Origin of the sequence: Flavobacterium aquicola (assembly GCF_003385115.1) — a bacterium.
In the GTDB taxonomy this organism is placed as follows: domain Bacteria; phylum Bacteroidota; class Bacteroidia; order Flavobacteriales; family Flavobacteriaceae; genus Flavobacterium; species Flavobacterium aquicola.
The window spans coordinates 1-26,447 of sequence record NZ_QUNI01000004.1 but is presented as its reverse complement, the minus strand read 5'-3'; the positions used below and the strand labels follow the sequence as shown (position 1 = coordinate 26,447).

At 32.0% G+C, this 26,447-nt stretch carries 23 protein-coding genes, 1 tRNA gene and 1 pseudogene; 15 read left to right on the top strand and 10 right to left on the bottom strand.

Annotated features, from left to right (window positions below; all coding sequences use genetic code 11):
* Positions 1-93: 93 nt before the first annotated feature.
* The 4 genes from C8P67_RS07615 to kdsB all read left to right on the top strand — a co-directional run bounded on the left by C8P67_RS07615 (position 94) and on the right by kdsB (position 4,234).
* Positions 94-1,029, top strand: coding sequence for a lysozyme inhibitor LprI family protein (locus tag C8P67_RS07615; RefSeq protein WP_115812037.1), 936 nt, complete (start codon positions 94-96; stop codon positions 1,027-1,029).
* 76 nt (positions 1,030-1,105) lie between these two features.
* Entirely contained in the window at positions 1,106-2,530 is a 1,425-nt protein-coding gene (locus tag C8P67_RS07610; RefSeq protein ID WP_115812035.1) for an ATP-dependent DNA helicase, read from the top strand.
* Positions 2,531-2,615: 85 nt separating this feature from the next.
* Entirely contained in the window at positions 2,616-3,449 is an 834-nt protein-coding gene (gene ygiD / locus C8P67_RS07605; RefSeq protein WP_115812033.1) for a 4,5-DOPA-extradiol-dioxygenase, read from the top strand.
* 56 nt (positions 3,450-3,505) lie between these two features.
* The gene (kdsB, locus tag C8P67_RS07600) at positions 3,506-4,234 is read left to right on the top strand and encodes a 3-deoxy-manno-octulosonate cytidylyltransferase (RefSeq protein WP_115812031.1); all 729 of its coding nucleotides are present in this window, start codon (positions 3,506-3,508) and stop codon (positions 4,232-4,234) included.
* 22 nt (positions 4,235-4,256) lie between these two features.
* On the opposite strand, the gene C8P67_RS07595 is transcribed toward kdsB, so the two are convergent.
* Positions 4,257-4,922, bottom strand: coding sequence for a spermidine synthase (locus C8P67_RS07595; RefSeq protein ID WP_115812029.1), 666 nt, complete (start codon positions 4,920-4,922; stop codon positions 4,257-4,259).
* A gap of 63 nt (positions 4,923-4,985) precedes the next feature.
* Here C8P67_RS07595 and C8P67_RS07590 point away from each other — a divergent pair, with 63 nt between their 5' ends.
* Positions 4,986-5,546: a 1-acyl-sn-glycerol-3-phosphate acyltransferase gene (locus C8P67_RS07590; protein WP_115812027.1), complete on the top strand. Its 561-nt coding sequence runs from the start codon at positions 4,986-4,988 to the stop codon at positions 5,544-5,546.
* A 145-nt stretch (positions 5,547-5,691) separates the two neighbouring features.
* Here the strand turns inward: C8P67_RS07590 and C8P67_RS07585 are convergent, their stop codons facing one another.
* On the bottom strand, positions 5,692-6,153 hold the full coding sequence (locus tag C8P67_RS07585; RefSeq protein WP_115812025.1) for a helix-turn-helix domain-containing protein: 462 nt from the start codon (positions 6,151-6,153) through the stop codon (positions 5,692-5,694).
* Positions 6,154-6,463: 310 nt separating this feature from the next.
* Between C8P67_RS07585 and C8P67_RS07580 the strand changes: the two genes are divergently transcribed.
* From C8P67_RS07580 to C8P67_RS07565, 4 genes are all read left to right on the top strand, one after another.
* Positions 6,464-7,618, top strand: coding sequence for a M14 family metallopeptidase (locus tag C8P67_RS07580; RefSeq protein WP_115812023.1), 1,155 nt, complete (start codon positions 6,464-6,466; stop codon positions 7,616-7,618).
* Positions 7,619-7,694: 76 nt separating this feature from the next.
* Positions 7,695-8,174, top strand: a complete 480-nt coding sequence (locus tag C8P67_RS07575) for an Lrp/AsnC family transcriptional regulator (RefSeq protein ID WP_024981770.1) — start codon at positions 7,695-7,697, stop codon at positions 8,172-8,174.
* A gap of 93 nt (positions 8,175-8,267) precedes the next feature.
* Positions 8,268-10,853 carry a phosphoenolpyruvate carboxylase gene (locus C8P67_RS07570; protein WP_115812021.1) on the top strand — a complete coding sequence of 862 codons (2,586 nt, stop codon included), beginning with the start codon at positions 8,268-8,270 and terminating at the stop codon, positions 10,851-10,853.
* 46 nt (positions 10,854-10,899) lie between these two features.
* On the top strand, positions 10,900-11,421 hold the full coding sequence (locus tag C8P67_RS07565; protein WP_115812019.1) for a DinB family protein: 522 nt from the start codon (positions 10,900-10,902) through the stop codon (positions 11,419-11,421).
* Between the two features lie 2 nt (positions 11,422-11,423).
* Here the strand turns inward: C8P67_RS07565 and C8P67_RS07560 are convergent, their stop codons facing one another.
* The 6 genes from C8P67_RS07560 to aroB form a co-directional block, all read right to left on the bottom strand.
* Complete coding sequence (locus tag C8P67_RS07560; RefSeq protein ID WP_115812017.1) at positions 11,424-11,903, bottom strand: DNA-deoxyinosine glycosylase; 480 nt, start codon at positions 11,901-11,903, stop codon at positions 11,424-11,426.
* 4 nt (positions 11,904-11,907) lie between these two features.
* Positions 11,908-14,025, bottom strand: a complete 2,118-nt coding sequence (gene recQ / locus C8P67_RS07555) for a DNA helicase RecQ (RefSeq protein WP_115812016.1) — start codon at positions 14,023-14,025, stop codon at positions 11,908-11,910.
* A gap of 85 nt (positions 14,026-14,110) precedes the next feature.
* On the bottom strand, positions 14,111-14,512 hold the full coding sequence (locus C8P67_RS07550; RefSeq protein ID WP_115812014.1) for a DNA primase: 402 nt from the start codon (positions 14,510-14,512) through the stop codon (positions 14,111-14,113).
* A 9-nt stretch (positions 14,513-14,521) separates the two neighbouring features.
* Positions 14,522-15,493: a deoxyhypusine synthase family protein gene (locus C8P67_RS07545; RefSeq protein WP_115812012.1), complete on the bottom strand. Its 972-nt coding sequence runs from the start codon at positions 15,491-15,493 to the stop codon at positions 14,522-14,524.
* Positions 15,494-15,604: 111 nt separating this feature from the next.
* Positions 15,605-17,002: a type III PLP-dependent enzyme domain-containing protein gene (locus C8P67_RS07540; protein ID WP_115812010.1), complete on the bottom strand. Its 1,398-nt coding sequence runs from the start codon at positions 17,000-17,002 to the stop codon at positions 15,605-15,607.
* Positions 17,003-17,295: 293 nt separating this feature from the next.
* On the bottom strand, positions 17,296-18,363 hold the full coding sequence (gene aroB, locus C8P67_RS07530; protein WP_115812750.1) for a 3-dehydroquinate synthase: 1,068 nt from the start codon (positions 18,361-18,363) through the stop codon (positions 17,296-17,298).
* Between the two features lie 93 nt (positions 18,364-18,456).
* Between aroB and C8P67_RS07525 the strand changes: the two genes are divergently transcribed.
* Positions 18,457-19,629 (top strand): proline dehydrogenase family protein, encoded by a 1,173-nt coding sequence (locus C8P67_RS07525; protein ID WP_115812005.1) that lies wholly within the window; start codon positions 18,457-18,459, stop codon positions 19,627-19,629.
* Positions 19,630-19,753: 124 nt separating this feature from the next.
* Here the strand turns inward: C8P67_RS07525 and C8P67_RS07520 are convergent, their stop codons facing one another.
* Positions 19,754-21,541, bottom strand: coding sequence for an ABC transporter ATP-binding protein (locus C8P67_RS07520; protein WP_115812003.1), 1,788 nt, complete (start codon positions 21,539-21,541; stop codon positions 19,754-19,756).
* 207 nt (positions 21,542-21,748) lie between these two features.
* Here C8P67_RS07520 and C8P67_RS07515 point away from each other — a divergent pair.
* Positions 21,749-21,823, top strand: a tRNA-Val gene (locus C8P67_RS07515).
* Here the strand turns inward: C8P67_RS07515 and C8P67_RS07510 are convergent.
* Positions 21,814-22,545, bottom strand: coding sequence for a zinc ribbon domain-containing protein (locus tag C8P67_RS07510; protein ID WP_115812001.1), 732 nt, complete (start codon positions 22,543-22,545; stop codon positions 21,814-21,816). The two genes, C8P67_RS07515 and C8P67_RS07510, sit on opposite strands and share 10 nt — an antisense overlap.
* A 13-nt stretch (positions 22,546-22,558) precedes the next feature.
* Between C8P67_RS07510 and C8P67_RS07505 the strand changes: the two are divergent.
* The 4 genes and pseudogenes from C8P67_RS07505 to tnpA all read left to right on the top strand — a co-directional run.
* Positions 22,559-23,683 (top strand): annotated as a pseudogene (locus C8P67_RS07505) (peptidase domain-containing ABC transporter); the annotation flags it as partial.
* 4 nt (positions 23,684-23,687) lie between these two features.
* A complete protein-coding gene (locus C8P67_RS07500) occupies positions 23,688-24,974 on the top strand; it encodes an HlyD family secretion protein (RefSeq protein ID WP_115811997.1) in 1,287 nt (428 codons plus the stop codon).
* Positions 24,975-25,455: 481 nt separating this feature from the next.
* Positions 25,456-25,821, top strand: a complete 366-nt coding sequence (locus tag C8P67_RS07495) for a hypothetical protein (RefSeq protein ID WP_115811995.1) — start codon at positions 25,456-25,458, stop codon at positions 25,819-25,821.
* Between the two features lie 26 nt (positions 25,822-25,847).
* Positions 25,848-26,303, top strand: coding sequence for an IS200/IS605 family transposase (gene tnpA, locus C8P67_RS07490; protein ID WP_115811993.1), 456 nt, complete (start codon positions 25,848-25,850; stop codon positions 26,301-26,303).
* Positions 26,304-26,447 lie beyond the last annotated feature (144 nt).

Below are 26,447 nucleotides of genomic sequence, written 5' to 3'. Positions count from 1 at the left end.
CAATTTCAATAGTAATTGCAGGATTTAATATAATTTACCTTTGGTAGAAAAGTTTTATATTTGGAAGTAATTGGTTTTTAAACACATAAAACAATGAGACTTTTGCTGATAACCTTCCTGCTGACGCTTAATATTTCTGCCCAGACCTTGCATGAAACTTTAATGAAATTAAGCAGTCAAAACCTGGAATGTCTAGATGCTGAGAAAAATGTACTTGAATGTTCCCAGAAATATTACAAACAGTTGGATAGTTTATTAAATGTAGTTTATAAAAATATTCAAGAAAATTTAAATGAAACAAAGAAGCAGGATTTACAGAATAGACAGCAAATATGGATAAAAAGCAGAGATATTCAATTTAAAAAAATTGATATTCAAAATAAAGAATTAGTAAACAATGAAGACAATCTGATTGCTAAAACGCAGGCGAAATGTGATTTTGTTTTTGAAAGAGTTTCCTTTTTAATAGCGACGTATATTTCAAAAAATAAAAACAATTTCAAAGATCAGATTTTACAGTTTGTTCCCGCCGGCTATCGAATTCTGGATACGGTCAGGGGAAATCTAAACAATGATGTTTATGACGACTATATTATGGTATTAAAGAAAAACAATGAACTGGAATTATCTAAAACAGCTAATATTAAAATTCTAAAAAGACCATTGCTAATTCTAGTCGGAAATTCAGAAAATAATTTGGTTTTAAAAGGAAGAAATGATAATTCAGTTTTGTGTATTACTTGTTCAGGAGTCATTCACAAGGATTCTTATGAAAATGTAATAATCAAAAACGGGTATTTTTTTATTGAACACCATACTATTGGCAGTAATGATAAATGGTCAAGAATAATTACTTTTAAATATAATAGTTTAAAAGACAGCTGGTTTTTAGACCAGGATGCTATGGAGTTTTTTGGCCGGAATCGTGATAAAAATGGTGAAGCAATAATCAAAACAAGTGAAACTATTTTAACTAAAAAAGATTTTGGTACTGTTCCTTTTGAGAATTATAATATTTATAAAAAATAATTTAAAACAACGGTTAGCGGTCAATATAAAATCTAAAGCCTATCTTTGAATTTCATATTACAATTACCAATTAAAAATGAATTCCTCTTCTTTTTATAGCCATTTACAGAAAAAATTTCCTTTTCAGCCAACATACAATCAGGATATATTTTTTCAAAAAATAGCCATTTTTTTGACCGACAGTTATAATGACACCATTTTTGTGCTGAAAGGATATGCAGGAACTGGAAAAACTACAGTGATTTCGACAATTGTAAATAGTTTATTGGATAACAATCAAAAATCCGTATTGCTTGCTCCAACTGGACGGGCAGCCAAAGTAATTGCCAATTATTCGAATAAACCGGCTTTTACGATTCATAAAAAAATCTACTTCCCGAAGAAAAATTCGGGTGGCGGGGTTTCGTTTACTTTACAGCAAAATAAACACAAGAATACAGTTTTTATAGTCGATGAAGCGTCAATGATTTCAGACACGAATTCGGATTCCAAATTATATGAAAACGGTTCTTTGCTTGATGATTTGATTTCGTATGTGTATTCAGGAACCAATTGCAAAATGATTCTTCTTGGAGATACCGCGCAGTTACCGCCAGTAAATCTAGATATAAGTCCGGCTTTGGACATTCATACGCTTAGCATAAATTATAACAAAGAGGTTGAGCACATTGAACTTGATGAAGTAATGCGTCAGGAAGAAAACTCAGGAATTTTACACAATGCTACCGAATTAAGAGAATTATTAAAAGATTCTTTCATATCCGAATTCAAATTTAATGTTCGAAAATTTAAAGATATTGTACGTTTAATTGATGGCTATGATATTCAGGATGCGATTCATTCGGCCTACAGTAATTTCAGTATCGAAGATACCGCTTTTATTGTTCGTTCCAATAAAAGGGCGAATCAATATAATGAGCAAATCCGAACAAAAATTCTAGATAAAGAAAGTGAATTATCAACAGGAGATTTCCTGATGGTGGTTAAGAATAATTATTTCTGGCTGAAAGATTCTGACGAAGCTGGATTTATAGCCAATGGTGATATTATCGAAGTTTTAGAAATGTTTGGAATCAAAGAATTGTATGGTTTTAAATTTGCAAAAGTCAAAATCCGGATGATTGATTATCCAGATCAAAAACCTTTTGAAACCGTGCTTTTGATGGATACTATAAAAAGTGAATCGCCGTCTTTAACTTTTGAGGAATCAAATCGATTGTATCAGGAAGTGATGAAAGATTATGAAAGCGAAACAACCAAATATAAAAAGTTTCAGAAGGTAAAAGAAAACGAATATTTCAATGCTTTACAGGTTAAATTCTCCTATGCAATTACCTGCCATAAATCACAGGGAGGACAGTGGAATACTGTTTTTATCGAGCAGCCGTATTTGCCCAATGGTATCGATAGAGATTATATTCGATGGCTGTATACCGCTATGACGAGAGCAAAAAATAAGTTATATTTGATAGGATTTAAAGATGATAGTTTTGTGGAATGATTTTAAAAATAACCGCAAATTCGCAAATTCTTCAATTTAATTTTAAATAAATAATTTGCGAATCTGCCGTCAAAAAAGAATAACTATGAACACACTAAACGATTTGCACAGTATTTCAAGTACTTTTTCGAATACCGAAAAAATGCCAGTTTTGTTCTTGGGACATGGAAGTCCAATGAATGCCATTGAGGAAAATCAGTTTGTTATTGGTTTTAGAAATATGGCAAAAACATTACCAAAGCCAAATGCTATTTTGTGTATTTCGGCACATTGGTTTACTAACGGAACAAAAGTTACCGCTATGGAAATGCCTCGGACAATTCATGATTTTGGTGGATTCCCGCAGGAACTATTTGATGTGCAGTATACTCCTAATGGAAGCCCAGAATTAGCCACAGCAACCCAGGAATTATTATCACCAACAGCAGTAGAATTAGATCATCATTGGGGTTTAGACCACGGAGCCTGGAGTGTAATTAAACATTTATATCCTGATGCAGATATTCCTGTAATTCAGATGAGTATCGATTATACAAAATCTGGTCAATATCATTTTGAATTGGCTCAAAAATTAGGCGCACTGCGATCCAAAGGAATTCTGATTGTAGGTAGCGGAAATATTATTCATAACTTAAGATTGGTAGATTTCAGAAACATTAATACTGATAATTATGGATTTGATTGGGCTTTTGAAGCCAGAGAGAATATTAATAATTATCTGCTAAATGGCAATTTTCAGCCACTTATTGATTTTGAAAAACAGAGCAATGCTTTTCAACTGTCAATTCCTACTCCGGAACATTATCTGCCTTTGATTTATACTTTAGGTTTAAAAGGAAAAGAAGAAGAATTGAGTCTGTTTAATGATAAATTGGTTGGTGGGTCATTGAGTATGACTTCGGTGAAAATTTCGAATTGATTTTAAGATTAGAAAACATATATTTGATGTCGAAAAAAATAATTGAATAAACAATAATGAAAATAATAGCAGTCATTCCCGCTCGTTACGCATCCACAAGATTTCCTGCAAAACTAATGCAGGATTTGGGAGGTAAAACGGTAATTTTAAGAACTTACGAAGCAGCCGTAAACACTCAATTGTTTGATGATGTTTTTGTGGTAACCGATTCAGAATTAATTTATAATGAAATTGTTTCAAACGGCGGAAAAGCCATTAGAAGCATTAAAGAACACGAATCTGGGAGTGACCGAATTGCCGAAGCTGTTGAAAATCTAGACGTGGATATTGTGATTAATGTACAGGGAGATGAACCATTTATTGATGCAGAGCCTTTAGCAAAAGTAATCGATGTCTTTAGAAACGATACTGCTAAACAAGTTGATTTGGCTTCATTAATGAAAGAAATAAAAAGTGAAGACGAAATCAATAATCCAAATAATGTAAAAGTGGTTGTAGATCAAAACGCATTTGCATTGTATTTTTCCCGATCGGTAATTCCGTATCCAAGAGAAAAAAATGTTGGTGTCCGTTATATGCAGCACATCGGAATATATGCTTTTAGAAAACAAGCGTTATTAGATTTTTACAGTTTGCCAATGAAATCATTGGAAGCTTCGGAAAAACTGGAACAATTACGTTACCTTGAATTTGGAAAACGCATCAAAATGGTCGAAACGACACACGTCGGAATTGGAATCGATACTGCCGAAGATTTAGAAAAAGCCAGAAAAATGCTTCTTTGATTTAGATTAAAGAAGCATTTTTTCAATCTAGTTTTTCTATAATAATCAATTCATTGTGAATTTCAACTCTAGGAATAGACTGGATTTTATAACCTTGATCATTAAACTCTTTAATGAAATCATAATTTCTAACATTATCACTTGGAGTCAGGCACATGGTATTAAAGAGAATGATACCTTTACTTTTGAGTAAAAAGCAAATTCTATTGACAAAGAATTTTTCAAACAGAAAGTTTGGCATTTTGGTGTCCTGAAAAATATCTACAATAATCAAATCATAACGATCTTTTGTTTTTAATACAAATTCAAAAGCATCATCAATTACAATATTTAGATTTTTGATTTTATTAAGATTAAAGTATTCATTTGCAATTTTTATAATATCAGGATCAATGTCAACACCTGTAATTCTGCCTTCAAAATGAATTTCATCTACCAGTGTCTTAATCACGCTTCCGCCTGCAACACCAAGTACTAGTGCATTATTCATTTTTGCAATCTTCTCAAATCCAAAATGTTTTAACCCCTTTCTTAGTATCCGCTGCAGGCTGCCATAAGAGTAATTAGTGTTTTCTGAGTCGAGGACTAACTCACCATTAGCCCACGTGACTTCAATAGTTTTACTTAGTGCAGAATTAGTTTTATAAATTTTAATAGGTATAATATAACTTAATAATTTCCGAAGCATTAATTTTTGGTTTTTATCAAAAATAAGATATTAATTATTTAATTTGTGCAAAATTGACAACAAATGAAGAAACAAATCTATAGATGGATTTTTGGAAATATAATGGGCTGGAAAATAGAAGGCAGTATCGATGAGCAGATAAAGAAAAGTGTTTTGATGGTAATGCCGCACACCAGCTGGCATGATTTTTATGTAGCTATTATCTGCAGAGGAGCAACGGGAGTCAATATTAATTGGGTTGGAAAGAAAGAACTATTTCGTTTTCCTTTTGGATTTTTTTTCAAATCTTTGGGAGGAGCTCCATTAGACAGAACAGGAGGGCTAAACAAAGTAGATGCCATCGTCAGCATATTTAATTCTAAAGAAACATTTAGATTAGGACTTTCTCCCGAAGGAACGCGAAAAAAAGTGGAACAGCTTAAAACGGGCTTTTACTACATAGCTTTAGAGGCAAATGTTCCAATCATTCCTGTATCAATAAATTTTGAAAAAAAAATAGTAGATTTTGGAAAAGCATTTTATCCAACAGGCAATATTGATTCAGATTTAAATATTTTAAATAAACATTTTGTAAATGCCAAAGGCAAAATTCCCGAAAACGGATATAAAAGTATTGTAAATTAAACACGCTGAGAATCGCATAAAATATTTTTCCCGAATCTTCGTCCAGAATATTCAATTCTCGTGAATCTTGATTTATATGTATTTTTGAAGATTCATAAAATCGATATTAGATAAGAATCATTTAAAAGATTCGCCGAATATATTTTCAGGCCAAATTATTAGGTGAATAAATTTTGAAACTTCCATTCTTGTAAAAAAACACAATTTTTTCTATTTCGTCATAATTTTCATTTTCCGCAGCAACTTCAATCTGTTTTGATTTTGGACGATTAGTAGTGGATTCTAATGGAATCGTAATTTGAGAAAATAAATCGATTGGGGTAGGAGTATCTATATTTGAAACTCCGATATTTTGATTTGTATTTTCGATTGCCTCGGAATTTTTAGGAAAAGTTCCAGTGCCATTTAGTATCCAATACAAATCTACATCGGGAAAAATATCAATAATTTTAAGAATAAAATCTAAGCTGGGTTTGTTTCTGCCTGAAAGAAGATGTGACATACTTGAGCGCTGTACGCCAATTCTATCTGCAAAAGAAGAAGCAGTAAGGCTATAATAATCGAGTATAAACTCTAATCTTTTTATGAAATCATCTGTGTTTACCATTGTAAATTGTATCTCAAAGTGAAGTATTTACAAATGTAATTAAACATTGCGGAACAGCCTAATTTACAATGTTAAAATACAAATCTGATTTAATTTAACGTAATGTCTTAATTAAAATAATATGTATTAAGTATCTGATTTAATGATTATAGCTGTAGTTTAACTTTATAATTAAAACACATAATAATGAAGATAATTTGTTTGTTTCAAATATTAAAATAATAGTTTACAAAATTAATATTTTTCAAAAAACAGCAATTTACAATTGTAAATATAAAGATGTTTACTTTTGTAAATCAAAAATTAAATCATGAATTTAGAACAGCTATTCGATCAAAATAAAGAAAAGACAATTGAGGGGCGATATATTACTTTAGAAAATATAGAACCATTATTGAATAAAGAATCCTTGAAAAATGACGTGAAGATTATTGGTGAATCCGTTTTAGGAAAACCAATCTACAGTTATACAAAAGGAAACGGTAAAACCAAAATTTACCTTTGGTCACAAATGCACGGAAATGAAAGTACCACAACAAAAGCATTATTCGATTTCATAAACCTTCTTAATAATGGATCGGACTTAGCAAAGGAGCTTTTAAACAGTTTTACTTTTTATTGTATTCCAATGCTAAATCCTGACGGAGCGAAATTATATACTAGAGCCAATGCAAATTCTATTGATTTAAATAGAGACTCTCAGGATCTTACTCAGCCGGAAAGCAAAATATTAAGAGCAATTTTTGAAGATTTTAAGCCGGATTATTGCTTTAATCTCCATGATCAGCGTACTATTTTTGGTGTTGCCGATACTGGAAAGCCTGCAACAGTTTCTTTTTTGGCACCTTCTTATAATCAAGAGAGAGAAATAAACGAAACTAGATTAAAAGCAATTAACCTGATTGCAGGTATTAATGAAGTTTTGCAGCATTATATCCCCGGACAGGTAGGCAGATTTGATGACTCTTTTAATATTAATTGTATTGGTGATACTTTTCAATATTTAGGCGTTCCAACAATCTTGTTTGAAGCAGGTCATTATCCAGATGATTATGAAAGAGAAAAAACAAGAAAATTCGTATTTATGTCGTTACTTGCGTCTTTCATTATTCTCAACGAAAACGATATAGTTCATAATAGAAATGATAAATATTTAAATATTCCTCAGAATAATGTTAGTTTTTTTGATTTTATGTATAAAAATGTCAAAATAAATTATGATGGTAATGAAATTATCACGAATTTTGTTGCTCAATATAAAGAGGAGTTAATTGGCAATAAAATAAATTTTAATGCTTACATAATTGAAGCAGGCGATTTAAAAGGTTATTATGGTCATTATGAATATGATGCAAAAGGAGCATTATATAAAGACGGTCAAAGTAATATACCAAAAGAGAATCAAAGAGCAGATTTCAATTTTGATGGAAAAGCGTTTTTCGTTAATGGAAAATTAAAAAATTGATTTTTTTGCTGTTTATTTAATTTTTATTTATAATTTTAACTTTTTTAGTAGCAAATAACCGTATAATAAAAGAATTATGAGTAAGTTTCGTTTAGATGAAGTAGATCACCAGATTTTAGATATGTTGATAGACAACACAAGAGTTCCGTTTACTGACATTGCTAAAAAATTATTGATTTCAGCTGGAACGGTGCATGTTAGAGTAAAAAAGATGGAAGATGCTGGTATTATTATGGGATCTTCTTTAGTCCTTGATTATGATAAGCTGGGTTATTCATTTATTGCTTATGTAGGTGTGTTTCTTAATAATACTTCACAGACTAAATTTGTTTTGGAGCGTATAAATGAGATCCCATTTGTAACTGTAGCATCTGTAACTACAGGAAAATTCAATATTTTTTGCAAGATTAGAGCAAAAGACACTAAGCACGCAAAAGATGTTATATTCATGATCGATGATATCGAGGGTGTATATAGAACAGAAACTATGATTTCTCTTGAGGAAAGTATCAACGACAAAAAGCGTTTGATGCATACCATTTTTAAAGAAATGTAAAAACCTTGAATGATTATATAATAAATATAACCTCAAGAGTGTAATCTTGAGGTTTTTTTATGCCAGATTAACCAACCACCTAATAGAATAATTATGTACACGCTACCCAAACTAGAACGTTTTAATCAAAATGTTTTATCAAAATACCATATATATAATAGTGTATTTATAACATTACCTTTTGATTCAGTAGATAATACAGGTGTTTTATTGCCTATTTTTACTGAACTTTGTGACAGTGGTTTTAAAAAACAAAAGACCCCAACCGAAATTTTTGATTTCTTTTCAGATAAATATATGCACAGCGATTCTGAAAAAGATAAAATAAATCTGATGTTTCATTTTATACAATATATTGAACGCCAGATTGTTTTGTTTGATGCTATCGAAGATGCTGCTTTTCCTGTGGTTAACAATATGGAAGGAAGAGGTTCTTTGCGAGATATAAAAGAGAAATCAGATGTTAGAGGAAATAAAGAGGAATTAATTAATTTCTTAGAAAATTTTAATGTCCGCACTGTTTTAACGGCGCATCCAACTCAATTTTATCCGGGATCAGTTTTGGGTATTATTAATGACTTGACGGAAGCTATCAGAACCAATAATCTGCTGGAAATTAAGCAGCTCCTAGCGCAGCTGGGGAAAACTCCTTTTATTCAAAATGAAAAACCTAATCCTTATGATGAAGCGGTTAGTCTGATTTGGTATCTTGAAAATGTTTTTTATAACACTTCGGGAGAAATGGTTCATTATTTGCAAAAGAATGTTTTTGAAGGCGAATCGATAAAAAATCCTTTGATTAAATTAGGTTTTTGGCCAGGTGGTGACCGTGACGGAAATCCATTTGTTACAACAGAAATCACGCTGAAAGTTGCAGAGCGTTTGAGAACTTCTATTTTAAAATGCTATTATTTTGAAATTAGAAGTCTAAAAAGAAAATTGACTTTCCCTGTTGTGGATTCCTTGGTAATGGAATTAGAGCAAAAGTTATATCGTTCAGTTTTTTATTCAAAAGGAGATATTTTTATTACACTTGAAGAATTCAAGTTACAGTTAAATAAAATAAAAACTATAGTTATAGATCAGCATCAGTCACTTTATGTTGATCAAATTGATGCATTGCTTATCCGTATCAATTTATTTGGTTTCCATTTTGCTACTTTAGATATTAGACAAAATAGTAAAATTCACCAAAGCGTTTTTTATGATATTGTAGATTATTACTCAAAATCAAAAGAAAATATTTTTCCTGAAGATTATTTTCAGCTAGCAGATGATAAAAAACTGGAGGTTTTATCTACATTAAAAGGAAATCTGGATGCTGCTGATTTTGAAAATGAAATGACAAGATCTACAATCGAATCAATTCAGGCAATTAAAACAATTCAGAAAAATAATGGAGAATTTGGTGCAAACCGTTACATCATAAGTAATAATGAGAGCGCACTCAATGTAATGGAAACTTTTGCTCTATTCAAATTGTGTAATTGGGAAAATGCTACAGTAGATATTATTCCATTATTCGAATCAGTAGATGACTTGCATAATGCACATTTAGTGATGGAGCAGCTTTATACAAATCCTGAATATGCTCAGCATTTAGAAAACAAAGATAAGAGACAGACAATTATGCTTGGTTTTTCTGACGGTACTAAGGACGGTGGATACATGATGGCCAACTGGAGTATTTATAAAGCAAAAGAAGCTTTGACCGAAATATCTAGAAAATATGGAATTCATGTTATATTTTTTGATGGGCGTGGCGGGCCACCGGCACGTGGCGGAGGAAAGACACATAAATTTTATGCTTCCTTAGGACCAAATATTGAAAATAATGAAATCCAAATTACCATTCAGGGACAAACTATTAGTTCTAATTTTGGAACATTAGATTCATGCCGTTATAATTTGGAAAATCTTTTGAGTGCGGGAGTTGCTAATCAAGTATTCAATCAAGGACAAAATGAATTAAGCAAAGATGAAAAAAACATTTTGGATCAAATGGCTGAATTAGGCTATGAAAAATATTTAAGTTTTAAAAACCACCCGAAGTTTATTCCTTATTTGGAACAAATGAGTACTTTAAAATATTATGCAAAAACTAATATTGGAAGTCGTCCTTCGAAAAGAAGTAAATCAGAAAGTCTTGATTTTGCAGACTTAAGAGCGATTCCATTTGTTGGTTCTTGGAGCCAGTTAAAACAAAATGTTCCTGGATTTTTTGGAGTAGGTACTGCTTTAAAACATTTTGAAAATACTAATCAGTGGGAAAAAGTTCAAGCCTTGTATGATAATTCTTTATTCTTTAAAACTTTACTTGAAAATAGTATGATGTCATTGGCTAAATCATTTTTTCCTTTGACAGCTTACATGAGTAAGGATCCCGAATTTGGTGCTTTTTGGCAAATTATTTATGATGAATTTTTGGAAACAAAAAGATTATTATTAAAAATTGCTGGTCATGCTGAATTGATGGAAAACTATCCTGATGGTATAGCTTCTATTCAAATGAGAGAGCGTATTGTATTGCCATTGTTAACAATACAGCAATATGCATTATTAAAAATCAGCGAGCTTAACAAAGCAGAAAATCCAGATTTGAACTTGATAAAAGTATATGAGAAAATTGTGACCCGCTCACTTTTTGGAAATACAAATGCAAGCAGAAACTCAGCTTAACATATAAAACAAAAAAAAATAATCTAAATTTCTAAAAATAGTCATTATGAATTCTAATCAACTGCCAATAGATGAATATTCAAAATTTAATGCTACCTATATACAGACATTGGAAAATGTTGAATTATTTGAAGAATTAGAAATTAGTTTACATGACTTTATCAAATTTGTCCAAAACATTCCTTTGGACAAATTTGATTATAGTTATGCTGAAGGTAAATGGACCATCAAAGAAATTATTCAGCACATTATTGATACTGAAAGAATTTTTGCATATCGCGCACTGAGAATTTCTAGAAATGATAAAACACCTTTACCTGGTTTTGAAGAAAATGATTATGCAAACAATACAGATGCCAAAAGCAGAAGTATCCAAGATTTATTGACTGAGTTTTCAGCAGTAAGACATTCTAATTTACTCATGTTCAAAAGTTTTTCTAACGAACAGCTAAGAAGAATTGGAACAGCATCAAATCATGAAATTTCAGTAAGAGCAATTGGGTTTATACTCCTTGGGCATCTCAAACATCATAAAAGAGTTTTTGCAGAAAGATATTTAAACAATTAGTTTTATTTAAAACATTCTGCCCAAATTTTTAACTTATTTTCAAAAGTCATAGTATTAGCAGGACTAGTTGAAGGCATTACAAAATAGGTGATGCCTTCTAGCTGTCCAAATCTTTTTATAAAAAATGCATGACTTTGCTTCCCGTTAAAAACAATTTTTTTAATTGCTGGGAATTTTTTTAACAAACTTATGAAATCATTTTCTTTGTGATTTTTGATATGAATATCTAAGCTTCCTTTTCTTTCACAATTTTCAAGCACATCCCACAGCCCAATTTTATTAGCTTTTAAAATTTTTATTTTTTCTTCAAAATTTTCGGGAATTGGCAATACATCAAAAAGTGTGTATATTATTTTCCAAAAATGATTTCTTGGGTGCGCATAATATTCCTGTTTTTCAAGAGACATTGCGCCAGGCATAGTTCCTAAAATTAAAACTTTGGCATTTGAATCAATAAAATATGGGAAAGAATATATTGCCATAAATTTATATTACTATATTTTCTTTTTCAAGTATTGTTAAACCAACTCTAATTTTATCATAAGAAATCTGTTCTTCAAAAAATTCAAAATAAGGTTTCAAAGCATTTGGAGATTCTAGTTTTATTTTTGCATCAGCGATTTTGGCAATTTCCTGCTCCGTTATAAATACACTTAAATCAATCGGATGTCCGTCACTGTATAATTTAGCTAAATGTGAAATAATCGTTGGAACTCTCAATTTTCTTTTTAGTGCGATTTCTTCAACAGCCATTCCGTTTTGAAATAATTCTAAAGTTTCCTTATAAGTTGTATTTTCTTTTTTTAGTTTTGTGTTTTTTATATTTTGAAACTCAATAATTGCTTTTATAAAAACGTCACCATACTTTTCTAATTTTGCTTTTCCGACTCCATCGATCGCTAAAAAATCGGAATCGCTCATTGGTCTGTGAAGTTCTAACTGTTTTAAAGTTGCATCACTAAAAATTACGTAAGCTGGAACTGCTTCTTCTTTAGCAATTTCTGTTCGAAGTTTTCTAAGAAACTCAAAAAGAGAATTTGTATTTGCATTTGAATTTGTTTTAACAGTTTTAGTTTCAGCTTTTTCTTTATTTATTTTTTGAACTGTCGTCAGTTTTACTTTTTCTCCGTCAAATAAAACTTTTTTTGCAAAAGGAGTCAATTTAATTTTATTCTGCTGATGAAAAGCAATTTCGCAATATCCCAAATTGATCAATTGAATAAGATATTGGTTCCAGTCATACCAAGAAATATCTGCTCCAACTCCATAGGTTTTTAAATTTTGATATCCTTTGTCATAAATGGAAGCGTTTTTGGATCCTCTCAAAAAATCAACAATTACTGGCAGTGCTTCAGATTCCTGTAAACGTGCTACTGCAGACAATGCTTTTTGAGCAATAATTGTTCCGTCAAAAAAAGCTGGAGGATTTTTGCAGATATCACAATTACCGCAATTCTCCGAAACCAATTCTCCGAAATAGGAAAGTAAAATTTTTCTGCGGCAGCTCAGTGCATCTGCATATTGTTTCATTCGTTCCAATTTCGCCAGCTGTACTTCGGCGTTTAATCCTTCCGAAGCAAATTTCTGCAGCTGAATCATGTCACCATAACTTTCGAACAAAACAGTTTCAGATGGTAAACCATCACGACCGGCTCTTCCAATTTCCTGATAATAGCCTTCAATATTTTTTGGAAGATTATAATGAATAACCCAGCGAACATTTGATTTATCGATTCCCATTCCAAAAGCAATAGTTGCACAAACTACCTGACATTCATCGCTTATAAATTCATCCTGAGTTTTAGAACGTATTTTACTGTCTAAACCAGCATGATATGCTTTGGCTTTTACACCAGTTTTTTGCAATTTTTCGGTAAGTTCTTCTGTAGTCTTTCTACTAAGGCAATATACAATACCGGATTCATTTGGTTTATTTTTTATAAAATCAATAATCTGCTTTACACGATCCAATGCAGGTCTCACTTCCAAACTTAAATTTTTTCTATCAAAGGAAGAAATAAAAATTTTTGGACTTTTTAAATTTAGCTGTTCCGAAATATCGGTACGGGTCGCTTTATCGGCAGTTGCAGTCAATGCCAAGATTGGAGTAGAAGGGAAGCGGTTTTTCAAATATCCCAAATTGGTATATGCCGGACGAAAATCATGACCCCATGCAGAAATGCAATGTGCCTCATCAATCGCAATAAGACTTACAGTTATCTGACTAAACGCATTTTCTAAAAATGATAAACTCTCCGGTGCAACATAGACCAATTTAACTTTATTGTCTTTTAAATTTTGAATATGAAATTGCTGTTCTTCAGATGACTGGCTGCTGTTAATAAAGCAGGCATCAATTCCGTTTGCTTTCAGACTGTCCACCTGATCTTTCATCAGAGCAATTAATGGCGAAATCACAATTGTGATTCCTGGAAAAACTAAAGCCGGAAGCTGGAAACATATAGATTTTCCTCCTCCCGTTGGCATGATTGCCAATGTGTCTTTTCCGCTAAGAATGCAATTAATAATTTCTTCCTGATTGGGTCTGAATTTTTCAAACCCAAAATTTTCTTTAAGTTTGGCTCGTAAAATCTGTGTTGTCATTTTGGCGTATATTTAGAAAAATAAATGTAATAAAAAAAGGAACCCGAATTTGAGTTCCTTTTCTATATTTAATGAAATTTAAAAATTAATCTTCATCGTCGTCATCGTCATCTTCGTCTGAGATATCTTTACCATCAGAGTCTTCATCATCATCATCTCCATCTAAATCTGGTTTGTCTAGATTTTCATCTTCGTCATCGTCGTCGTCAGCATCTTCTACATCTAATTCTAAACCGCTGATTGGTTCAACAACATCATCCATTTCATCATCTTCATCGTAATTCCCAATTCTATCAGCAAGTTTAGTACTTACTTTTACCAAATATATAGTGTCTTCAGTTCTAACTTCGACAGCTTCTACCAATTCATTTTTAGCATTTCTAAATCGAATGATATCAGAATCATCATATCCATCAGGGAATTTTTCGACCAAAAGATTTAAAATTTCGTTGGTCAATTTGGCGTAATCAACTATTACTCTTTTCATAAATAATTATTATAGATCTAACAAATATGCGAAAATTAATGGAGCCACAATAGTAGCATCAGACTCAATAATGAATTTAGGAGTGTTAATATCTAACTTACCCCAAGTAATCTTTTCATTAGGAACTGCTCCGGAATATGAACCGTAACTAGTTGTAGAATCTGAGATTTGGCAAAAATAACTCCAGAACGGTACATCATGCATTTCCATATCCTGATATAACATTGGTACTACACAAATTGGAAAATCTCCTGCAATACCACCGCCAATTTGGAAGAAACCAATACCATTACTGCTGTTTTTTGGATACCAATCTGCAAGATATGTCATGTATTCGATTCCAGATTTCATTGTTGAAGCTTTCAAATCTCCTTTTATAACATATGATGCGAAAATATTTCCCATTGTGCTATCTTCCCAGCCTGGTACAATAATAGGTAAATTTTTCTCAGCTGCAGCATACATCCAGCTGTCTTTTAAATCAATTTCATAATATTCTTCTAAGACACCTGAAAGTAACATTTTGTACATGAACTCATGAGGGAAATATCTTTCTCCTTTGTCATCAGCATCTTTCCAAATTTTATAAATGTGTTTTTGAAGACGACGAAAAGCTTCATGCTCAGGAATACAAGTATCTGTAACTCTATTCAAACCTCTTTCCAATAAAGCCCATTCATCCTGAGGAGTTAAATCACGATAGTTTGGTACTCTTTCGTAGTGAGAATGCGCTACCAAATTCATAATGTCTTCTTCAAGATTTGCTCCTGTGCAAGAAATAATCTGAACTTTATCCTGACGGATTATTTCGGCAAAAATCTTTCCAATTTCAGCGGTACTCATTGCACCAGCCATACTTACCATCATTTTTGCACCATTGGCTAATTGCTGCTCATAAGCTTTTGCAGCGTCAACTAAAGATGCAGAATTGAAATGCAGATAATGCTTTTCAATAAACTGACTGATTGGTCCTTTACTCATATTCTTTTTTTTCTTTTTTTTGTTTAGTGTTCAAAAGGGTAATTGAGATTTGGATTTACAAATAAAAGAAATTTATAAATATCAAATTTCTTATCTCCCAATTTATATTTATTATTTATTATAACCTAATATTTTTAGTACATCTTCAGCGGTCTGCTGTTCAGAAAATACTTCGGTTGCCAATATTCCATTCTCATCGCGGTCAATCAGAATATGTTTTGGCTGTGGTATCAAGCAGTGCTGTAAACCACCGAAACCACCAATAGTTTCCTGATATGCTCCTGTATTGAAAAATCCTAAATACAGAGGTTTCTCTTTATTGTATTTTGGCAGATAAATGGCATTCATGTTCTGTTCAGAGTTGTAATAATCATCACTGTCACAAGTCATCCCGCCTAATAAAACTCTTTCGTAAGTTTCATTCCATCTGTTAATAGCTAACATGATAAAACGCTTATTTATTGCCCAAGTATCTGGCAAAGTTGTAATGAAAGAGGAATCAATCATGTTCCACTTTTCTCTGTCATTTTGCTGTTTTTGATACAAAACCTGATAAATGGCGCCACCGCTTTCTCCAACTGTAAACGAACCAAACTCCGTAAAAATATTTGGAACATCAACCTCTGCTTCGTCACATGCAATTTTAATCTGATTGATAATTTCATCAATCATATATTGGTAATCGTATTCGAAAGCCAATGAATTTTTGATTGGAAAACCGCCTCCAATATTCAAGCCATCAAGAGTAGGGCATTCTTTTTTCAAAGCGACATAAACCTTGATACATTTTACAAGCTCATTCCAATAATATGCATTGTCATTTATTCCTGTATTAATAAAAAAGTGCAACATTTTAAGTTCCAGATTTTTATTTTCTTTTATTTCTTTTTTATAGAAAGGAACAATGTTTTTATATCCAATTCCTAATCGAGACGTATAAAATTCAAATTTAGGCTCTTCTTCAGCAGCAATCCTGATTCCGATTTTAAATTTACCATTAATTTGTCCCTGTAATAAATCCAGCTCTTCATAGTTGTCAATAATTGGAATAGTATTTTTATGTCCATTATTAACTAATCGGGCAATGTTTTCAATGTATTGATCTCTTTTGAAACCATTACAAATGATAAAAGTGCTTTTATTTATTTTTCCGTTTTCTAATAAATTCTCAACAATATTTATATCAAAAGCAGATGAAGTTTCAACATGAATGTTATTCTTGAAAGCTTCATTCATCACGTACTCAAAATGAGAACTTTTTGTGCAGTAACAATAATAATATTTTGCCTCATATTTATTTTTTTCCATCGATTTACGAAACCAGCTTTTGGCTTTGTTGATGTTATTAGAAATCTGTGGCAGATATGTAAACTTTAAAGGCGTACCGTATTGTTCAACCAATTTCATTAAATCGATATTATGAAACTGAAGATTATCTTTGTTTAATTTGAATTCTTCTTGCGGAAAGTAATACGTTTGATTTATTAAGTCAGAATATTTTGTATTCATTTGTTTTTTAGAGTTTTATGCATTAATTGTATTTAAAAAATAGAATTAACATAAAATCAAACTCTTATATTGGCGTAGATTAGCTGAAGTTCTTCATAGTCTGCCTTAAAATATTGAAATACATCAAAACTAAAATTTCCTTTTATGCCATAGAAACGTTTCAACATGCTTAAAAAAGCTCTATTGTTTCGATTTCTATTCGTAGAAAACATTTTGGTTTTTTTATTTTTATTCATTGTGGCAAATGTAAAAAATAATATAAACGTAAAGCAATCCTTTTTATTAAAAAATAGCTAAGATTTATAATCTTCGAAAGCGTTTAGAATTAATTCGTTTTCAACAGATTGATTAATTTTAATTTTTCCGATGCCTTCAATTAATGCAAATTGTATCATCCCATACTCGTTTTTCTTGTCGTGAATCAGTAATTCAAGTATTGGATCAATATCATTTTCTTCAAAAACCACATCCTCATAAATTGATTTCAGCGTTGATTTTATTTGATTATATTCCTCTACGGTAATCAAATTTTTATGCAAAGAAATATAGCTTTCCAAAATCATGCCTACTGCAATTGCTTCTCCATGCAGCAAAGTAGTTTTATTTTCATTTTCTAAAAAATAACTTTCAATAGCATGTCCTAGTGTATGTCCGAAATTCAATGATTTTCTGATGTTTTTCTCAGTAGGATCCTGCATTACTATAATGTTCTTGATTTCAACAGAACGATGTATTAAAGTATCTAATTGGTCAAAATCAATTGCTTTAATGTCCAAAAATGATTCCCAGTACGGTTTATCGAATATTAAGCCGTGTTTCAGCATTTCGGCAAGACCCGAACGCATTTCGTTTTGAGGAACCGTTTCAAGATAGGCAGTATCTACCAAAACCATTTTTGGCGTATTTATAACACCTATCTGATTTTTTAAATTTCCTAAATCAACACCATTTTTTCCTCCAACTGAAGCGTCAACCATAGATAATAAAGTTGTCGGAATATGAATAAAATCAACCCCTCTTTTGAAAGTTGATGCCACAAAACCGCCTAAATCTGTTACAACACCGCCTCCTATATTGATAACAAGTGATTTTCTGTCAGCTCCAAGTTCTGTCAGAACATTCCAGATTTCGATACAGGTTTCAATGTTTTTATTGATTTCTCCCGCTTCAAATTCAATGATTTCTATAGTCAGATCTGTTTCTAATAAAGGAAGTAATTTTGGCAGACAATACTCATTTGTATTGCTGTCAACAATAATAAAAAGGCCAGAATATTTAGTATCTTTTAAGTGCTGGTTTAGTCTTTCATATCCAGTTTCATTGAAATGAACAGGATAATTATTTGCTTCAATAGATTGCATCATTTTATTTTAATTAAAACCGCAAAATAAGGCAAAATTTGCTAATAATTATGACTTACTCTCTTTATATTTGCACAAAAAATATAACAAAAAATGGATAATATTTTCAATAACTCACAAATTGCGTTTGCTCTCAAAAGCGATACTGAACTTGACAGAGCCTATTTTCTTTTCAAATTAATTAACAGCCAGCCCTTAGTACGCATTGGAACGGCAGTTACAAATTTTGCAATAAAAGCAAATCTTCCGGTTGAAAGTTTAATTCGAGCGACTGTGTTTGACCATTTTTGCGGAGGCGTAAATGAAGATGACTGTTTGTCTGTTGTTGATAAAATGTTTACCAAAGGAGTTTCATCAGTTCTGGATTATTCTGTTGAAGGAAAAGAAGAGGAAAATCAATTTGACGCAGCACTTGAAATGACTTTAAAAACCATTGAGTTTGCTAAAGAACGCAAAGCAATTCCTTTTGCAGTATTTAAACCGACAGGTTTAGGAAGATTGGATCTATATGAAAAAGTGGGGGAGAAGCAAATACTTTCTTCAGAGGAACAAGCAGAATGGGATAGGGTAATTGCACGTTTTGATCAGGTTTGCAGCGAGGCGCATAAAAAAAATGTTGCCTTATTAATTGATGCTGAGGAAAGCTGGATGCAGGACGCGGCAGATGATTTGGTTACCGAAATGATGCGTAAATACAACAAGGAGAAAGTTATTGTTTTTAACACGCTCCAAATGTACCGCTGGGATCGTCTTGATTATTTGAAACAGCTGCACGAAAAAGCCAATGCAGAGGGTTTCTTTATTGGAATGAAATTAGTACGCGGTGCTTATATGGAAAAAGAAAACCTGCGTGCCGAAGAAAGAGGATATCCAACGCCGATATGTGCTTCTAAAGAAGCTTCGGATATTAATTATGACGCAGCTGTTCTATATATGGCAGACCATTTAGATACTATGTCCATTTTTGCGGGAACTCACAACGAAGAGAGTACCTATAAATTAATGGAAATAATGAGAACCAAAGGAATTTCGTCAAATGATGATCGAATCTGGTTTGGTCAATTATATGGAATGAGTGATAATATCAGTTATAATTTAGCTGCTAATGGCTATAATATTGCTAAATATCTGCCTTTTGGACCAGTAAAAGATGTGATGCCGTACTTAATCCGCCGTGCCGAAGAGAATACTTCAGTTGCCGGACAAACCAGCCGTGAGCTATCTATGATTAAAGCCGAGCGTAATAGAAGAAAAGGGAAGGTTTAGTTTTTAGACAGCTGAATTCAGAACGCAGAATTCAGATTTCAGACTGTGGTTAATTGAGATTTATAAAAAAATCCATTTGTTTTTTACTACAAATGGATTTTTTTTGTTTAAACTAATCTATTGATTATGAATTACTGAACTGTAAATTACTCAAGTTTTTATACAAGCCGTTTTCCAGATTAATTAATTCCTGATGTGTTCCTTTTTCGCTGATTTTTCCATTGTCAAGCACTAAAATCTGATCGGCTGAACGAATCGTAGAAAGACGGTGAGCAATGATGATACTTGTTCTTCCTTCCATTAAAATTTCTAAAGCTTCCTGAACTAATTTTTCGCTTTCGCTGTCCAATGATGAAGTCGCTTCATCCAAAATCAATATCGAAGGATTTTTTAGTAAGGCACGCGCAATAGCAATACGCTGTCTTTGACCGCCTGAAAGCTTAATTCCTCTTTCTCCAACAACCGTGTCGAATTTTTCGGGAAAACTTTCAATAAAGACATAAGCATTTGCTTGTTTGGCCGCCAAAATGATTTCTTCATCAGTAGCATTGGGTTTACCATAAGCTATATTCTCCTTTATAGTTCCGCCAAACAAAATAACGTCCTGAGGAACAATACTCATATTACCGCGAAGATTTTCTAAGTCATAATCGTAAATATTTTTCCCATCAATTAAGATTTCACCGCTTTCGATATCATAAAAACGGAGTAATAATGAAGCAATTGTAGATTTTCCCATACCGCTTGGACCAACGAGAGCAATCTTTTGCCCAAAACCAGCGGTAAAGTTTATATCTTTCAGAACCTTCACTTCTTTTCTTGACGGATAACTGAAGGCTACATTGTTAAAACTTAAATCTCCTTTGATTTTTTCTATTGAAGGAACATGTAAGTTTGAATTTATTTTTTCAGGTGTTTCATCTAATAACTCAAACACTCTTTCAGTAGCGCCAATTGCTTTCTGCATTTGGGCATATAATTCGGCAATTCCACCTGATGAAGCTCCTACGTAACTCGAATATAATATGAATGTAAACAATTGCCCAACAGTGATTTCGCCTGCAATACTCAATTGTACTCCGTACCAAACAACTGCTACTATAGTTCCAAACAGGCATACAATAATAAAGGAAGCAAAGAATCCTCTAAACTGACCGCCTTTAATTCCCATTTTAACTACTTCTTTTATTTTTTCTCTGTAACGTGCGATTTCATACCATTCATTGGCGAAAGCCTTAACAATACTAATTCCCTGCATCGTTTCTTCTACAACAACCTGACTTTCGGCAACCTGATCCTGTACTTTTTTTGAATATTTTCGAATAAACCTTCCAAAAATCACAGCAGCAACTCCAACAAAAGGCACTACCGAAACCATCATAATCGTCAGTTTGATATTGATGCTGGCCAGCATTGCAAAACTTCCGATGATTAATATAAACTGTCTTAAGAATTCGGCTATTGTTGTCGTTAATGTATCTTGAATCTGAGTAATATCGTTACTGATACGGCTGTTTAGTTCACCCACACGCTTTTGGGAGAAAAAAGACATTGGCAGTTTGACCAAATTAGTGTACAAAGCCAAGCGAACGTTCGCTAATGTATTTTCAGTGAAATTAACGAATAATGAAAGCCTGAAAAAAGAAAATAAGGACTGCAATACTAAGACAAGTCCCAATCCTAATGCTATCTGATTCGCAAGATGGGCATCCTTTTTGTTTACGCAATCCACCAGCATTCCCATAAATTTAGGAAAGGCTAGGGCAGTAACACTTGTAAGGAGTAAAAAAACTAATCCCAAATAAAACTTCCATTTGTGATTATCGGCATATTTAAATATCAGGATTGCTTTTTGCAGTGATGTTGCAGTAATTTTTGATTTAGGTAAATCATTTTCTTGGAATCGTGCCATTGTATTTGTTTTATGACGCAAATGTAAGGCTATAAGGAGTGCGCAGCAAAAAAAATATCGATATTCATTATTGAATAAAACACTGTTTATGAGCAATTAAAAAAACAGAGCAATTTTTTATTAGATTTTTTTTTAAATTTTGCTTGCAATTACGAGTTGTAGTTGTATATTTGCACTCGCAATAACGCAAGACATTGCAACCCGAAAGGGCGATTAGCTCAGCTGGTTCAGAGCACCTCGTTTACACCGAGGGGGTCGGGGGTTCGAACCCCTCATCGCCCACTGTGAGGGATAACAGAAATGTTATCCCTCTTTTTTTTGTATATAAGATAACTTCTTTCCTCCATTTTACTGGCATTATGAGAAAATATATCCAGCATTGTAGGTGTTCGATAGATACCCTGTTCATAGTATAAATTGCCATCGAACACCATGTTTACAAATTCACGTTTCTGTAAAATGTCTGACTCTGTATAAATATGTTTAATATCACCCAATAAATCCAGCTTGCTATCCAAAACATCAAAGGCTTTTCCCTGATTAATACTTAATCTTTCTATTGCAGATGTTAGTGTCAATATATTATCAGAATAGGCAGAATACCATCTTTCATAGGTATCTTTATTTATTTCATCCCTAAACCATTTTTCTTCTACTGCATTTAATCGTTGCTGTACTTCTTCCAGTTCATGTTTCTTATCTTCCGCTTTTTTCTTGTTTTCTTTGATTCCCTGTTCGATTGAAGTGTAAGTTTTATTTCTTATCTCTTTAATTCGTCTTTCAGAAACACTCATAAGATCACAAGCGTTTAGGAATTGCTCATGCACTTTGACAGCACTTATGTTATTATGTTTTGAATGCTTGCATTTATAATAGTAGAAATATTTGCCAGACTTACCGCGGGAAGGCGCACCTGTAAGCGGAACACCACAATGGCATTTCACAACACCTCTTAGTGGTATTTCAGAATCGATTGTTACTTTTACTTTATCTGCCTTTTTCATTTTGGACTGTACCATTGGTATGCAAGAAATAAAATTGCATAATGCTGAGAAACAAAAACGTTGGGGTTGGGAGTATATTCAAGCACGATTATTCAAAGTCTCGATGAAAGGATTAGTGCTAGAACAAACGCAAACGATTGGGTCTGGTTTTATTAATGAACTCAAAAATATTATTATTATTTTCCTTTCTGCAAAACTGGTTATTGATGGGCAAATTACTCTTGAGATGATGCTTGCTATAAGCAGTATTGTTGGAGGTTTGAATGGCCCCATAGCTCAGCTAATATCATTTATTCGTGAATTACAAGATGCTAAAATATCTTTGGTGAGACTGTCTGAAATTCACGAAAAAGAAGACGAAACTCAACAAAACGAAACTCAAATACAAGAAATTCCCATTAATAGTGATATTGTGATAAAAGATTTATCGTTTCGTTATATTGGATCAGAGATGAATGTTTTGGAAAATTTGAATCTGATAATTCCAGCACATAAAATTACAGCTATTGTAGGTACTAGTGGTAGTGGGAAAACCACTTTGATGAAGTTATTATTGAAGTTCTACAAACCAAATGCAGGAGAAATTCAAATTGATAATATAAATTTAGAAAATATAAACCAAAAATCTTGGAGAAATCATTTTGGTGCTGTAATGCAGGAAGGGTTTATCTTCAATGATACAATTGCAAATAATATTGCTATTGGTGTGGACTGTATTGATAAAAACAGATTGGTTTATGCTGCGGATGTCGCAAATATTACCGAATACATAAACGATTTGCCTTTGCGATACAATACAAAAATAGGTATAGAAGGGGTCGGAATGAGTACAGGTCAAAAGCAACGATTATTGATTGCAAGAGCAGTTTATAAAAATCCTGAAATGTTATTTTTTGATGAAGCCACTTCTGCATTAGATGCGAATAATGAAAAAGAAATTATGCAAAAATTAGATATTTTTTTCAAAAATAAGACAGTTATAGTGATCGCTCATCGTTTGAGTACCGTAATGAATGCTGACCAAATTGTTGTTTTGGATAAAGGAAAGATTATTGAAGTAGGGAGCCATTCTTCTTTAGTCGAACAAAAAGGGAATTATTTTGAATTAGTAAAAAATCAGTTACAAATAGGAAATTAATAATATGACTAAAAATATTACCACATTCGAATTAAGAAGTGAAGAGGTTCAAGAAATTCTTACTCGTGTTCCTAGTTGGATGATTCGTTGGGGAACTATGGCCGTTTCTGCAGTAATTCTATTATTGATATTTTTAGCTTGGTTTATAAAATATCCTGATGTTATAACAGCCCAAATAACAATTACTACTAATATCCCACCTGAAAAATTAATTGCAAAAACTTCTGGAAGAATAGAAACTATTTTAGTTAAAAATAGAGAATCAGTTCTTGTGAACACGCCTTTAGCGGTAATCGAAAATACAGCTAACTACAAGGATGTTTTTAGGCTTTCACAAGTTCTCTCTCAAGAAGAACAATCTTTTAAGAATTTTCCTTTTTCCACTTTTAAAAATACTCAATTAGGGGATATTGAAAGTTATTTTGCCGTATTCCAAAAAGAAAATATTGCTAATAATTTAAATGCACAATTAAAGCCGTTTACTGTAGAAAGTAATGCTCAAGGTTACGAAGCTATACAACTTAGAGAGAGACTAAAATTATTATATTCACAAAAGAGTATAAATCAAAATGAAATTGTTTTACAAAAAAATGATTTAGAACGTTACGAAGGTTTATTCAAAAAAGGAATCATAGCTACACAAGAATTAGAACAACATAAATTAACTTATCTTCAAGTTGAAAAAAACTATAAAAATTTATTAAGTTCTATTTCGTCATTGAAATCATCATTAAATGAATTAAATAAAACTAGTAAAACGAATGAAATTAATGGCAGTAAAGAGAATGTAAATTTAGAACGCAATGTGATTCAGTCTTTTTATCAATTGAAAAAAGCCATTAAAGATTGGGAATTGACTTATGTTTTACGTTCATCGATAAATGGGAAAGTTAGTTTTATGCAACTTTGGTCAGCGAACCAAACGGTAAACGCTGGAGAAAATGTGTTTGTAATTATTCCAAATAATGAAAAAGGGTATATTGGAAAGGTAAAAGCTCCTGCACTTAACTCTGGAAAAATAAGAATTGGACAAAAGGTAAATATTAGAATTGCTAATTATCCAGATAGAGAATTTGGAATATTGAAAGGTTTAGTACAAGCTATTTCCTTAACCCCTCATAAAGACGGTAATTTATTGATTGATGTTTCGTTACCTAACGCATTAGAAACTTCATATAAAAAACAAATTGTTTTTCAGCAAGAAATGTCTGGAACAGCAGAAATTGTTACCGAAGATTTAAGATTGACAGAACGCTTGTTATATCAGTTTCGAGATATTTTTAAGAGATAAAGTAAGCTCAAGTTTTTTAATACTCACAGATTATGAAAGCAATACAAAATAGCATTATTAAAAGACTAGTTAAAGCATTTTGATCTGAATAAGGAAATAATCAAAAATGAGATTAAGAAAATCAAATTCAAGCTAATAAAACAAACGGATACTATTTTTATAATTGATAATGGCGAAGGTATTTGACCATGATGATATTTAAACTAAATTAATTTGACTTATAACTTTACTCAATTTTTTTAAATACTGTAAAAGGGGATTGTAAGGATTCCTCTTTTTAAAGAAGTTTGATTTAATTATAAAAAGAAAAGAGACACGATACGCATCCCAAAAAAGATGATCATATTTTGATTAAGAAAAGGAACAATATTTTTTTGTAAAATATTAAATACCTAATTATGGGTAAAATACTCTTGAATTTTAGATTATTTTAAACTTTCAAAAAAGTCAAAATTGGTATTCGGCCATTCCCGACTACTTAATGGAATCAAAAGATGGAACGTATCATATAGTTGATTTGAAAAAAGGTTTTCTTGGAAGAAAATTAGTCAAGGGTAAAATTGAAAGAGAAAGATTTATTGATTATGTTGCTGAATTGGTTGCACAATTAATAAATTACGAAAGATATTTTGAAGAAAGTGAAAATCGCGATTATGCGAAATCTAATTACGGCATTGAAGTGAATAACGAAATAAAATTGATTGGAGTTATAGGTGGATTCTACGAATATGATGAAATTGCCGTTTCGAAGATTTTAAGACAGTACAGTACAAAAATTACGATTATTAGTTATTTTGATTTAGCTACTTTAATCAAAAGAATTCCTCGAGGCTCTGCCTCGGGGTGATGGGCAAAGATTAGTATATTTGTTTGATGAGTGAACACATTTTCAAACGACATAGTAAAAGCTTGTTGCTTTACCATTTGGTTTGCCCGATAAAATATCAAAGAAATGTTTTATCAGATGATGTTGAAATGAGTTTAGTTGAAGTTTGCAGAAATATTTCAGAACGGTATGAAATTCATTTTGTTGAAATAGGAGCAGATGAAAATCACGTACATTTTTTGATACAAAGTGTGCCCAAGATTTCTGTTGAAATTATTGTCAGGACTGTAAAAAGTATTACAGCCAAAGAGCTTTTTCGATTGCATCCAGAAGTTAAAAGTAAGTTATGGGGTGGTAATTTTTGGACGAGTGGATATTATGTAAATACTGTTGGTCAATATGGTAATGAGGATGTGATTCAGAAATACATTCAAAATCAAGAAGAAGAAAAGACTGTCTACAAAACGTTTAACAAAAATCAGCTACGCTTGTCTTTTGAGTAACGCGATACCTCGAGGCTCTGCCTCGGGGTAATTTATTGGTCTCAGATTCGGGTTTAAAACCCTGCAATTTATTGCAGTACTTTAGTAATGCGAAAAAATCTTTACCTTTAGATTATGAGCACAGATTTAAGAAAAGGTTCGCAT